General features: G+C 63.8%; 12 protein-coding genes. 5 read left to right on the forward strand and 7 right to left on the reverse strand.

Annotated features, from left to right (window positions below; translation table 11 throughout):
* The first annotated feature begins 46 nt into the window (after positions 1-46).
* Genes P0D87_RS24260 through P0D87_RS24280 form a run of 5 tightly spaced genes read left to right on the forward strand, consistent with a single transcriptional unit; the run spans position 47 to position 5,278 of the window.
* Entirely contained in the window at positions 47-757 is a 711-nt protein-coding gene (locus P0D87_RS24260; RefSeq protein WP_053859535.1) for an HAD-IA family hydrolase, read from the forward strand.
* Positions 758-761: 4 nt separating this feature from the next.
* Positions 762-2,120: an NAD(P)/FAD-dependent oxidoreductase gene (locus tag P0D87_RS24265; RefSeq protein ID WP_053859534.1), complete on the forward strand. Its 1,359-nt coding sequence runs from the start codon at positions 762-764 to the stop codon at positions 2,118-2,120.
* Entirely contained in the window at positions 2,117-3,028 is a 912-nt protein-coding gene (locus tag P0D87_RS24270) for an ABC transporter permease (RefSeq protein WP_053859533.1), read from the forward strand. The genes P0D87_RS24265 and P0D87_RS24270 overlap by 4 nt, the downstream gene beginning before the upstream one ends.
* Positions 3,025-3,819: an ABC transporter permease gene (locus P0D87_RS24275; RefSeq protein WP_006049237.1), complete on the forward strand. Its 795-nt coding sequence runs from the start codon at positions 3,025-3,027 to the stop codon at positions 3,817-3,819. The genes P0D87_RS24270 and P0D87_RS24275 overlap by 4 nt, the downstream gene beginning before the upstream one ends.
* Positions 3,820-3,850: 31 nt before the next feature.
* Positions 3,851-5,278 (forward strand): aldehyde dehydrogenase family protein, encoded by a 1,428-nt coding sequence (locus P0D87_RS24280; RefSeq protein WP_053859532.1) that lies wholly within the window; start codon positions 3,851-3,853, stop codon positions 5,276-5,278.
* An 18-nt stretch (positions 5,279-5,296) separates the two neighbouring features.
* Here the strand turns inward: P0D87_RS24280 and P0D87_RS24285 are convergent, their stop codons facing one another.
* From P0D87_RS24285 to P0D87_RS24315, 7 genes are all read right to left on the reverse strand, one after another.
* Positions 5,297-6,994: a GMC family oxidoreductase gene (locus P0D87_RS24285; protein ID WP_053860760.1), complete on the reverse strand. Its 1,698-nt coding sequence runs from the start codon at positions 6,992-6,994 to the stop codon at positions 5,297-5,299.
* Positions 6,995-7,118: 124 nt separating this feature from the next.
* Positions 7,119-8,129 (reverse strand): ABC transporter substrate-binding protein, encoded by a 1,011-nt coding sequence (locus P0D87_RS24290; protein WP_053860759.1) that lies wholly within the window; start codon positions 8,127-8,129, stop codon positions 7,119-7,121.
* A gap of 256 nt (positions 8,130-8,385) precedes the next feature.
* Positions 8,386-9,114 (reverse strand): RNA polymerase sigma factor, encoded by a 729-nt coding sequence (locus P0D87_RS24295; RefSeq protein WP_006049241.1) that lies wholly within the window; start codon positions 9,112-9,114, stop codon positions 8,386-8,388.
* 13 nt (positions 9,115-9,127) lie between these two features.
* The gene (locus P0D87_RS24300) at positions 9,128-9,487 is read right to left on the reverse strand and encodes a cupredoxin domain-containing protein (protein WP_171800000.1); all 360 of its coding nucleotides are present in this window, start codon (positions 9,485-9,487) and stop codon (positions 9,128-9,130) included.
* Positions 9,480-10,013: a DUF4142 domain-containing protein gene (locus P0D87_RS24305; protein ID WP_006049243.1), complete on the reverse strand. Its 534-nt coding sequence runs from the start codon at positions 10,011-10,013 to the stop codon at positions 9,480-9,482. Before P0D87_RS24305 ends, P0D87_RS24300 begins: the two co-directional genes overlap by 8 nt.
* Positions 10,014-10,108: 95 nt before the next feature.
* Positions 10,109-11,419, reverse strand: a complete 1,311-nt coding sequence (locus tag P0D87_RS24310) for an MFS transporter (RefSeq protein ID WP_006049244.1) — start codon at positions 11,417-11,419, stop codon at positions 10,109-10,111.
* Positions 11,420-11,568: 149 nt separating this feature from the next.
* Positions 11,569-12,663: a tartrate dehydrogenase gene (locus tag P0D87_RS24315; protein ID WP_053859531.1), complete on the reverse strand. Its 1,095-nt coding sequence runs from the start codon at positions 12,661-12,663 to the stop codon at positions 11,569-11,571.
* Positions 12,664-12,776 lie beyond the last annotated feature (113 nt).

Below are 12,776 nucleotides of genomic sequence, written 5' to 3' on the forward strand. Positions count from 1 at the left end.
TCTTGCGCAATTCACGCAACCCTCACAACCCGCAAAGGATGATGCAATGAAGCTCACCGATTTCAAGGTCCTGACGTTCGATGTCGTCGGCACGCTGATCAACTTCGAACAGGGCGTGCTCGCGTCCGTGCGGCGCCTGGGCGGCGCGGCGGCGAAAGACCTCACCGACGATCAGATCTTCGAACCGTATATGCGCGGACGCGCGCAATATCCGGGGCGCTCCAGTCACGAGATGGCGAACGTCTATCTGTATCTCGCGAAGGAACTCGGCCTGCCCGACGACGCGCAATCCGCCGCCGCATTCCAGCGCGACGTGCTCGAATGGCCCGCGTTCGAAGATTCGGTGGAAGCCTTGAAGCGCCTGCGCAAACACTACCGGCTCGTTGCGATGACGAACGCGGACCGCGTCGCGTTGTCGGCGTACGCGCACACCCTCGGCGATCCGTTCGACGACACCGTGTGCTGCGACGAAACCGGCGTCGCGAAGCCGGACCCGCAATTCTTCGCCTATAACCGTGGACGTCAGGCCGCGTTCGGCTTCAAGTTCGACGAAATCCTGCACACCGCGCAGAGCCAGTATCACGACATCGGCATCGCGACGAAGCTCGGTTACGCGACCTGCTGGATCGAGCGCCGTCAGGGCATGAAGGGTTTCGGCGCGACGCCGGTTCCGGAAGCCGTCACGACGCCGACCTTCAAATTCGCGACGCTCGGCGCGCTCGCCGACGCGGTCGAAGCCGAAGCGCGCGCCGCTTAAAGTCATGCTCGCGCCCGCGATTCACAACGCCTCGCAACGCCCGCAGCCCGATTCGTTATGGCGCGCGATGGCGGCGCGCACTGCCGAAAAGCAGGCGCCCGTCAGCACGGGCGCGCCGCTCGCTCGCGATCTCATCGTCGATGTGGCCGTGATCGGCGCGGGCTACTCGGGCCTCGCCGCCGCGTATGCGCTGCAAAAACGCGGCGTCGACTGCGCGGTGTTCGATGCAAACCCGGTGGGTTGGGGCGCGAGTGGGCGCAATGGCGGCGTGGTGTCGTCGAAATTCCGCTTGTCGTTTCCGCAGATCGACAAGCTGCATGGACTCGATACCGCCAAGCGCATGCACCGGCTCGCACATGAAGGCGTGCGCGTGGTCGAATCGTTCGTCGACGAATTCAAGCTCGAGCGCGCGCGTTTCGAGCATACGGGCAGCCTGCGTTGCGCGCATACCGAGCGAGCGTTCGAAGCGATTCGTGCCGAAGCGGACTGGGTGCGCACGCAACTGGGCGATACGTCGATGACCGTGCAATCGGCCGCGGAAATAACTCGCGAGACGGGATCGGCGGAATTTGTCGGCGGCGTATTGAGCGCCGATGCCGGCACGATCCTGCCGCTCGAATACGTGTACGGCATCGCGCGCGGACTGACCGCGCGCGGCGTGCCGATTTACGAAGCAACGCCGATCGTCGAGATGACGCGTGCTGAGCGCGGCGTGGGTGGCTCCGGCGGCGCCGTGCTGCGCACGCCTCACGGCACGGTGCGCGCGAAGCAGGTGATCGTCGCGACGAATGCCTATTCCGACCTCACGGCCGCGACCGCCGCCTATCAACGCGAGCTCGTGCCGTTTCGCAGCGCGATGATCGCAACGGAGCGTCTGCCCGCGGAACTCGACGCGCGCCTGATGGTGCAGCGCCGCAGCTATACGGAAACGCGTCGCATGATGAAGTGGTTTCGCAAGGTTGACGGCCGCATGCTGTTCGGCGGACGCGACGCGTTCGGCAAGGAAGGGCAGTCCACCGGTTTCGACGCGCTGCGCCGCGCGATGGTCGCGCTGTTTCCCGATCTCGCGGACGTGCAGATCGAGTACCAATGGTCGGGCTATGTCGGCATGACCTTCAACTCGCTGCCGCATGTTGGCCGAAGCGACGACGTCACGACGTTTTGTCTCGGGTATAACGGAGCAGGTGTCGCAATGGCGAGCCTGCTCGGCCAGCATGCCGCGGCGCTCGCGCTCGGCGAAACGCCTGAGCTCGCATTGCTAGGCCAGCAAGGCTTGCGGCCCGTGCCGTTTCATTCGCTGCGCGCGCCGGGCGTTCGCGTCGTCGCTGCGTGGTATCAGTTTCTTGACGCCGTGGGTGCATGATGACGACAGCCAAACGGATTTTTCAGGGACCCAGCTTGATGCAGACGACCGCGATGGACCCGTCGGAGCGCCATCGGCAACGCGAGGACCGCGCGATGCTGCTGTTGCTCGCGCCCGCGCTTTTCGTCGTCGTCGTGCTGCTGGTGGTGCCGCTCGCGTGGCTCTCGTGGCAGTCCATCTGGCATGACGGCGGCTTCACGCTCGTCAACTATCGGCGCATCTTCACGGGCACCTATCTGGATACGTTCCTGCTCACGTTCAGGCTCAGCGCGATCGTGACCGGCGTCACGCTTCTGCTCGGGTATCCCGTGGCGTATTTCGCGGCCTCGGTGTCGCCGCGATGGAGCGCGCTGATACTCGGCATGGTCATATTGCCGTTCTGGACCAGCGTGCTCGTGCGCACGTACGCATGGCTCGTGCTGTTGCAGCGCACCGGGCTCATCAACAAGGCGCTGCTCGAAATGGGCCTGGTGGATCGGCCGATACAACTCGCCTACAACCAGTTCGGCACGATCCTCGCGATGGTGCATATTCTGTTGCCGTTCATGGTGCTGCCGCTTTATTCGGCCATGCAGAAGATTCCAGCGAACCTCTCGCAGGCCGGCGCGAGCCTCGGCGGCTCGCCGCTGCATGTTTTCTGGCGCGTGTTTCTGCCGCTGTCGATGAGCGGTGTCGTCGCGGGCGTCACGCTCGTCTTCGTGCTGTGCCTCGGTTTTTACATCACGCCCGAACTGATGGGCGGCGGCAAGTCGATCATGGTGTCGATGGTGGTGAGCCGCAACGTGGAAATCTACAACAGTTGGGGAGCGGCGAGCGCGGTCAGCGTCGTGCTGCTGGTTTGCGTGTTCGCGATCTTCTATGCCGCGAGCCGCGTGATTCCACTTGAAAAGACCCTGGGCGCAAAATGAACAGGATTCCGTTAGGCAGAGTGGTGCTCGGCGCGTTCGTCGTGCTGATCCTCGTGTTCCTGATGCTGCCGGTGCTGATCGTCGTGCCGCTATCGTTCTCCGACACGCGCTTCATGACGTTCCCGCCGCCCGCGTACTCGTTGCGCTGGTATCACGCGTTCTTCGACAACCCCGCATGGATCGACGCCGCTCGCGTGACGCTGACGGCATCCGTTTGCGCCGCGCTCGTCGCGACGCCGCTCGGCGTTGCCGCGGCCTACGCGATCCAGCACGGCACGCATTGGTCGATGCGCTATTTGCGCACGCTGCTGATGTTGCCGCTGATGGTGCCGATCATCATCGTCGCGGTGGGCGTGTTCTTCGTGTTCACGCAGGCGGGTTACGTGAATACGCTCGGCGGGCTGATCGTCGCGGATACGATGCTTGGGCTGCCGTACGTGCTGATTTCCGTCGGCGCGGATTTGCGCACGTTCGACCGCACGCAGGAAATGGTCGCGCGCAGTCTCGGCATGAATCGGCTGCGCAGCTTTCTCACGGTGACGCTGCCGCAGATCAAGGCGAGCGTGATTTCCGGCGCGGTGTTCGTGTTCATTCAGGCGCTCGATGAAACCGTCGTCGCGCTGTTCATATCGGGCGGAGCGAATCAGACGCTCACGCGCCGCATGTTCGTCACGCTGCGCGACGAGATCGATCCGACCATCGCCGCGATCAGCACCATGCTCACGGCGTTGACCTTGTGTCTCGTGATGATCGTCGTCGTGAGCCGGCGTTCGGCCGGCGCGCGCGCGTGATGCCTTTTCATTTCCTCTGACTGGGAAGCGGATGTCGAATGCACTGAAGTTTTATATCGACGGCGCATGGGTTGCGCCGTCCGGCAACACGCGCCTTGCCGTGGTCGATCCCTGCACCGAAGAAGCGTTCGCCGAGATCGCGCTGGGCAATGCGGAAGATGTCGAGCGCGCGGTCGCCGCGGCGAGACGCGCGTTCGCGTCGTTCTCGCTGACGCAGCCGGCTGAACGCATCGCGCTGATCCGCCGCATACTCGACGCCTATATGGCGCGCTATGACGAGATGGCCGCTGTGATCTCGCGTGAGATCGGCGCGCCGAAAAAGCTCTCGCATGCGTGGCAGGCCGCGCTCGGCAAGCGTCATCTGGAAGAACTGCTGCGTACCTGCGAGAGCTTCGCGTGGCAGCGCAAGAAGGGCGCGACGCTCGTCAATCATGAGCCCGTCGGCGTGGTCGCGCTGATTACGCCGTGGAACTGGCCGATCAATCAGATTGTCTGCAAGGTCGCGCCCGCGATTGCCGCCGGCTGCACGATGGTGCTCAAGCCGAGCGAGGTGTCTCCGCTGAACGCTGTGCTGTTCGCTGAAATTCTCGACGCGGCGGGCGTGCCGCCAGGCGTGTTCAATCTGTTGAACGGCGACGGCCCGACTGTCGGCGCCGCGCTATGCAGTCATCCGGATGTCGACATGGTGTCGTTCACCGGATCGACGCGCGCGGGCGTGGAAATCGCGAAGCTGGCCGCGCCGACCGTCAAGCGTGTGCATCAGGAACTGGGCGGCAAGTCGGCCAACATTCTTCTCGACGACGCGGACCTAGAAGCCGCGGTCACGTCGGGCGTGAACTCGTGCTTCAGCAACAGCGGGCAGTCGTGCAATGCGCCGACACGCATGCTGGTGCCGGCAGCGCGGCACGACGAGGCCGTGGCCATTGCACAGCGCGCGGCGGCCGCGCACCGCATCGGTCCCGCTGACGACGACGAAACGACGATGGGCCCCGTCGTTAGCGACGTGCAATACGCACGCGTGCAACGGCTGATCGAAATGGGCGTCGAGGAAGGCGCGCTGCTCGCGGCGGGCGGGCCAGGACGTCCCGACGGTTTGACGCGCGGCTATTACGTGCGGCCCACGGTATTCGCAAACGTCGCTCCGTCGATGACGATCGCGCGCGAAGAAATCTTCGGCCCGGTGCTAGCGATCATGCCGTATCGCGACGAAGAAGACGCCATCGCCATTGCTAACGACACACCGTTTGGACTTGCCGCATATGTTCAGTCCGCGGATCAGGCGCGCGCGAGGCGCATTGCATTGCGCTTGCGCGCGGGCAGCGTGTATCTGAACTATCCGGCCTGGGACGCGGGCTCGCCGTTCGGCGGCTACAAGCAGTCAGGCAACGGACGCGAATACGGCGAGTGGGGACTCGAAGCGTTTCTCGAAGTGAAGGGTATTGTTGGGTACGGCGAGTAGGTTGCGATCAGGGCACGATTAAGCCACGCTCGAACGCCCACGCAGCAGATCGGCAATGCGCTCGGCGATCATGATGGTCGGCACATTCGTATTCGCGCATGGAATCGACGGCATCAACGACGCATCGCACACATGCAGTCCTTCGACGCCATACACGGCGCCGCGCGCATCGGTGACCGCGAGCGGGTCGTCGGCGGCGCCCATGCGGCAGGTGCCCGACGGGTGCCACGTACCGCCCACCGAACGTGTGACGAACTGCGTGAGCGCGGCATCGTCGGCGAGCAGTTCGTCGAGTGTCGCGCCTTGCGTGATGACGCGGCGCACCAGTGATGCCCGCAACGGCCCCGCGATGTCCAGCAGCGCGGCGAGCGCACCGCGCTGCAGCCCGTTCCATGCGCCAGGCACCGCGACGGCCGCGACGCGCGGCGAATAGCTCGACGGAAACACCGTGCCGCGATGCGCGGCCATCGCCGGTGCGGCGAGTGTCTGCGCGCCGAAGCGCAGCGCGAGCTTCAGCCGTTCGAGATCGCGCGCGTCGGAGAGCATTGCAAAATCGACGTTGGGTTCATCCAATGCGCTAGCGGATTTGAGTGTGAGACGTCCGCGCGAATACGATTTGTTGACCCAGAAGAACATCGTGCCGAGACGATAGCCGACCGAATGCCAGCCCGAGCGCGACAGTATCGCGCCGTGCATGTCGCCCGGCACCGTGCCGGCCAGGCCCGACGAAAAGCGCACGATGGCCTGCTCGTGATGCTCGTCGGGAAACGGCGTGCGCGCGGCGCGAGGCAGAAACGCGGACACCGCGATAGACGGATGCTCCATCAGATTGCGGCCTACGCCCTGGCGATCCGCGAGCACGTCGATGCCGAGCGCGGCAAGTTCATTCGCGGGGCCAATGCCGCTTCTCAGCAGCAGCGCGGGCGAGTGGATCGCCCCTGAGCAGACGATCACGCAGCGCGCCCGCAAGTCATCACGGGTGCCGTCGGGCCGGATCACGCGCGCGCCGATTGCGCGCTTTGCGTCGAACAGAATGCGCTCAGCGATCTCGTTCGTGCGAATCGTGAGGTTGGGCCGCGCCCGCACGGCCTCGTCGAGATAACAAACGGATGTGGGGATGCGCTCGCCCTGGGCGCTCACCGCAATCGCGCCGATGAAAGTGCCGTCTTGCCACAGACCATTTTGATCCGCGTGCAGCGGATAGTCGTGCTTCAACGTATTGAGCACGGCCTTTACGAATGGGGAGATGCGTTGCGGTCCGGTTCGCTGGATACGCAGCGGGCCATGCGCGCCATGCAGGCCGCTATCGTCCGGGCCGTTGAAGTCGCAATCGGTTTCGAGCTTGCGGAAGTAGGGCAGACACGCTTGCCAGTTCCAGCCTTGTGCGCCGAGTGCTTGCCATTCGTCGTAATCGGCGGGCGAGCCGCGGTTGGCCATTAGCGCATTGATCGCCGAGCCGCCGCCGAGAAGCCGCGCCTGTTCATAGCGGCGCAGCGCGGCGGGCGCGCTCATGCGCGCTTTCAGTTGCCGCCAGAGGTTCGCCGTGTCGAGATAAGCGCGGCCAGGATAGCGGCTGCGGATGTCGGCGGGCATGGTCGCCTGCGAGATGTCGCGGCCTGCCTCGACGAGACACACGTTGTTGCCGGCGTCTTCGGAGAGCCGCGCGGCAAGCACGCAGCCGGCCGATCCGCCGCCAAGAATCAGATAGTCGATCACGTTGGATGGATGAAGACCGCGCGCCGCATCGCCCTGCGCGCGGCACAACGCAAACCAGAAAACAGAACGCCCGCGATGAACCGTGGTCCCGCGGGCGCGTGAATGGCAGTGCGAACGCCGCCCGTTATTGCATGAACTTGAGCCAGCGCGCTTTCGCCTGAATGCCTGCATCCGATGCCCACCAGTCTTCGGACATCAATGCCTGCTTCGCGGCATTCTCGGGCGAACTCGGCAGTTCGCTCGCGCGCTTCGCCGCGATCTTGCCGGTCTTGAACGCAGCCGGATTGCCCGGACCGTAGTCGATATAAAGCGGCAGATTCGCTTGCAACTCGGGCGAGACCGCGGTGTTCAGGAAGCGCATAGCGTCGTTCAGATTCGGCGCGTTCTTCAGCACGCATAGCTGCGTGTTTTGCAGAATGCCGTCGTTGAAAGTGAAATCGACGTCGGGGTTGTCCTTGCGCACGGCGCTTGCGCGGCCGTTCCAGATCATCGTCATGTCGACTTCGCCGTCATGCAGCAATTGCGCGGACTGGCCACCCGAAGTCCACCACACGGTGATGTCGGGCTTGATCTGCTGCAACTTCTTGAAGGCGCGATCGACGTCGAGCGGATAGAGCTTGTCGCGCGACACGCCGTCGGCGAGCAGCGCGGCTTCCAATACCGTTTGCGGATCGTTGCGCAATGCACGCGTGCCGGGGAAGGCTTTCACGTTCCAGAAGTCGGCCCAGCTTTGCGGCGTCTTCTTCAGCGTCTTCTTGTTGTAGCCGATCACGGTCGAATAGAACTCGTACGCGACCGAGTAGGGCGTGCGGTACTTTTCCGGCATCGCCGCGGCGTTCGGGAGCTTCGCGAAGTCTAGCTTTTCCAGCAGCCCTTCGCGGCCGCCTCGCAGACAGTTCGATGTGGGCGTGTCCACCACGTCCCAGATCGGCTTGCCGGTCGCGGCCTGCGCCTTGATCTGCGGCCACGCATCGGGAATGCTGTCCTGATTGATGGTGATGCCCAGCTCCTTCGCCGCCGGGTCGAGGATGGCTTTGGTCTGAGCCTCCTGATACGTGCCGCCTTGCGACACGAAAGTGATTTTTCCCGCGGCGAGAGCGGGCGCCATGCTCGCGGCGCTCAACAGCAGAGTCATGGCAAACGGGCGCAACCTTGGCATGCTGATCACGACTTCTCCTCGATACGGTTGAAGCGAAAAGACATCATCCAGGTCGGCGCTATGTGCCGCTGCGGCTCGGAGCCGAAGCGGCAAACAGCACAGGCTTGAATGGAAATATAGTGAGCCAATTTGACCGGAGCAACGCCGCAATTGTTGGAGCGGCCATGACATGATGTTATGTCAGACCGTTGAGGCCTGGGTTGTCTTCGTTACGCGCAGTGCTTTGACGGCTTCAATCGCTTCGATCCGTCCCGTCGCGTTTGCCGATTCGCGACATCACGTTCGCAACGATGCGGTCGCAGCGCGCACCGGCGAATCCGAACAGTTCGCTTCCGGCGACGTCGATCTCTCGCGCGAGCGACTCGCGCAACAGACTCTTCGCGCGGAAATGCCGGCTACGCACGGTGGCTTCGGCAATCTCCAGGCATTGCGCGGTTTCCTCGACACTGAGTTCTTCGACCGATCGCAGAATGAACACCGTGCGGAACGATGCCGGCAATTCGTCGAGCTTGCGCTCGATTAGCGCGCGCATTTCCGCGCGCGCTACTGCGCTGTCGGGCGGCTCGGAGTCGGACGGGTGCATGGCTTCAATATCGATGTCGGCGGTGTTGGAACTGACTATCGGCACGACGTTCTCGCGGCGAGCATGGCGGCGCAGCCGGCCATAGCATTCGTTCAGCACGAGCCGCGAGAGCCACGTCGACAAAGCGGCGTCGCCGCGAAACTGGCTGAGCGAACGATAGGCGCGGAGGTACGCGTCCTGAAGCGCGTCTTCGGCTTCGGCGTCGTCACGCAGCGTCGCGCGCGCGAGCCGGTACAGGCGCCGGTTATGGCGGCGCATCAGCACCTCGAACGCTGCACGATCGCCCGCGACGATGCGCCGGACGATCGCATGATCGTCGTCGGCGTTGTCGGCGTGGTCGGCGGCGGACATGGACGGCAGTTTCGCTGTCTCGGTCATCGCGTGCGGGCTCTCATTGAACGGTTAGCGCGCCGTGCATCGTCGGATGAAAAGTGCAGCCGTACGGATAACTGCCGGCCTTCGCGGGCGCGTAAGACCATGACGCGTTGGCGGCAATGCTGCGCGAATCGAATGCATGCGTGTTGCCGGTCACCGTATGAGGAAAGAGATCCTTGTTGATCCATACGATGCGGTCTCCTCGCTTCACGGTCAAGCTCGGCGGATTGAATTGCATGTTCTCGATCGTGACGACATGGCTTGTCGGCGCCGCCGCGCTTGCCGGTACTGCGCTCAACGTTGCCGCGAGCATCGCACAGACCAGCGCGGCGCACGCACGCGTGCTCTTCCCCGACGCATGCCGCCGCTTAACCACTGCTTTTCTCCAGCGACGCCTGCACATGCTTCGCATGTTCGAGATGCGCGACGAAAGCCGGCCGGACCTTCACGAGCAGCGCTTTCAGCTCATCGTTCTTCGCTGACGGAATCAGCGTTTTATCGAGCGCGTCGAGCACATTCTCATGGTAGGTCACTTCGTGATCGATATACGCACGGTCGAATGCTGCGCCGTTCAGTTTCTTGAGCGCCGCGAGGTTTGCATCGCCGCCTTGCTTGAGGCTTTGGCTTGTCGCGTTGTCCTCGGGCGTGACGTTGAGTTTGTGCACGAGGTCGCTCGCCGATTGATTGACGGCGCTGTGGTCGGTGACCATCTGCTTCGCGAACGCCTTGACGTCGCCCGACTTCGAGCGCGACTCGGCGAGTTTGCCCGCGTCGATGTCGACCTGGTTCGCGGTGACGACGATAGCCGCGATTTGCGGATCGCTCGGCCCGGCGCTTTGCGCCCAGCTAGCGAGACTCACGAGCGCGAGCGCGCCTAACCATTGTGGACGGATCAGTTTCATACGGATTCTCCCGTTTAGCCAACGTTGCGTTGCATACGGCGTTGGATGTCACGACGGAGAATCCTGTTCCCAGTTGATGCGCGACGCGCGTTGCTTCAGTGACCGTGCCGCTCGCCCGCTGCGACCGGCGTCTGCCTGGATTGCCGGCTGAGCATCAGCGTGACGACCGCCGATACGGCCAGCGTCGCGCCGACCACATACAGCCCCGCCGAATAGCCGCCCGTCACGTTCTTGAGCCAGCCGATCGCGAATGGACCGACGAAGCCGCCGAGGTTGCCGATGGAGTTGATCATTGCGATGCCCGCGGCCGCGCCCGCGCCCGACAGGAACATGCTCGGCATCGCCCACAACGGCGCCTTGGCCGCGCTGATGCCGACGTTCACGACCACGAGCGCCAGCACGATCATGAGCGCGGTCGCCGCGTTGCCTGCGAACACGAAGCCGAGACAGGCCAGCGCGCACGGAATGACGACGTGCCACGTGCGTTCTTCGGTGCGATCCGAATGCCTCGCCCACAGAATCATCGCGATCACCGCGACGATGCTCGGTATGCCCGCGAGCAGACCCGTCTCAAACGAGCCGAAGCCGTATTGCCTGATGATGAGCGGCGCCCACAGGCCGAGCGTGTACAAACCCGCGGACGTGCCGAAGTAAATCAGCGCCAGTGCGAGAACGCGCGGATCGCGCAGCGCACTCAACGCGCCGGCCGTGTGGCCCGCATGCGACTGCCGCGCGTCGGCTTCCGTCTTCAGTTTCGCGATCAGCCATTCGCGTTCTTCGGGCGCAAGCCAGTGCGCTTTCGACGGTGTGTCGGTCAGATACTTCAGGACGAAGAAGCCGAGTACGACCGCGGGCAGCGCTTCGAGAATGTAGAGCATTTGCCAGTCGGCGAGACCGGCGATCGGCGGCAGCTTCATGATCGCGCCGGAAATCGGCGAGCCGATCGCGGTGGAAATCGGCGCGGCCGCCATGAACCACGCGGCGGCCACGGCGCGCTGACGGGTCGGAAACCACAAGCTCAGATACAGGATGATGCCGGGAAAGAAGCCCGCTTCCGCGACGCCGAGCAGAAAGCGCAGCGCGTAAAAACTGTTTGGCCCGACGACGAACGCGGAGGCCAGCGAGACGATGCCCCACGAGACCATCACGCGGGCAATCCAGCGGCGCGCGCCGACCTTGTGAAGAATCAGGTTCGACGGAACTTCGAACAGAAAATAGCCGATAAAGAACAGGCCGCCGCCGAATCCGAACGCGGTCGGCGACAGGCCAATGGCCTTGTTCATCGTCAGCGCGGCGAAGCCCACGTTGACGCGGTCGAGAAAACTCACGAAATACAGCAGCATCACGAACGGGATGATCCGCAGCATCAGCTTGCGGGACACCCGGCTTTCGAGGTCGGTCGTCATTGTCTCCTCCTTTGGAGGCTTGAGCGGTGTCCTGCTGCGAAGGCAGCAGGGTGCGAGGCGCGCGGCAGCCGTCGAATGCGGCTGTTGTCCGTGGGCGCGTCGTGAGGCGCGAACTGTCGCGCGATGGGGGTTTATGTGGCTGACACGGCTTATGCGGCGTTCGCCGCCGGCCTTGCGGCTCGCTCGATGAACGCGCACACCGCGGCCGTCACCTGCGCAGTCGTCGCCGTGCCGCCGAGGTCGCCCGTGTGCAGTGACTTGTCCGCAGTCACGGCTTCGACGGCCTGCATCACGCGCTTTGCCGCGTCGAGTTCGCCGAGATGTTCGAGCAGCATCACGACCGACCAGAAGGTGCCGACCGGATTCGCGAGACCCTTGCCCATGATGTCGAATGCGGAGCCGTGGATCGGTTCGAACATCGACGGAAAGCGCCGTTCGGGGTCGATGTTGCCGGTCGGCGCAATGCCCAGGCTGCCGGCAAGCGCGGCGGCCAGGTCGCTGAGAATGTCGGCGTGCAGGTTCGTCGCGACAATCGTGTCGAGGCTCGCCGGGCGATTGATCATGCGCGCGGTCGACGCGTCGACCAGTTCCTTGTCCCACGTCACATCGGGGAATTCCTTCGAGACCTGCAGCGCGATTTCGTCCCACATCACCATCGCGTGACGTTGCGCGTTGCTCTTCGTGATGACGGTCAGCAGCTTGCGCGGACGCGACTGCGCGAGGCGGAACGCGAAGCGCATGATGCGCTCAACGCCGGCGCGCGTCATGATCGACACGTCCGTCGCGGCTTCGATCGGATGACCCTGATGAACGCGGCCGCCCACGCCGGAGTATTCGCCTTCGGAGTTTTCGCGCACGATCACCCAGTTGAGGTCCTCGGGCTTGCAGCGCTTCAACGGTGCGTCGATGCCGGGCAGGATGCGCGTGGGGCGAACGTTCGCGTACTGGTCGAAGCCCTGGCAGATTTTCAGACGCAGACCCCACAGCGTGATGTGATCGGGAATGTCCGGGTCGCCTGCGGAACCGAACAGAATCGCGTCCTTGTCGCGGATCGCATCGAGTCCGTCCGCCGGCATCATCACGCCATGCTTGCGGTGATAGTCGCCGCCCCAGTCGAAATTTTCGAACTCGAATGCAAACGACTGCGTGGTTCTGGCGAGCGCTTCGAGCACCTCGGCGCCGGCCGGTACGACCTCCTTGCCGATGCCGTCGCCGGGAATGGTCGCGATGCGATAGGTCTTCATGCTGCGTCTCCGAATGATTGATTGATTGGGTTGGTTGCAGTGACTCTATCGACATCTGCACGAAAAAACCGGTGCTAAACTCAAAGCATCTTTAACTTCAATTCACAAGTGGA

The organism is Paraburkholderia sp. RL17-368-BIF-A, assembly GCF_046054045.1.
In the GTDB taxonomy this organism is placed as follows: Bacteria; Pseudomonadota; Gammaproteobacteria; order Burkholderiales; family Burkholderiaceae; genus Paraburkholderia; species Paraburkholderia graminis.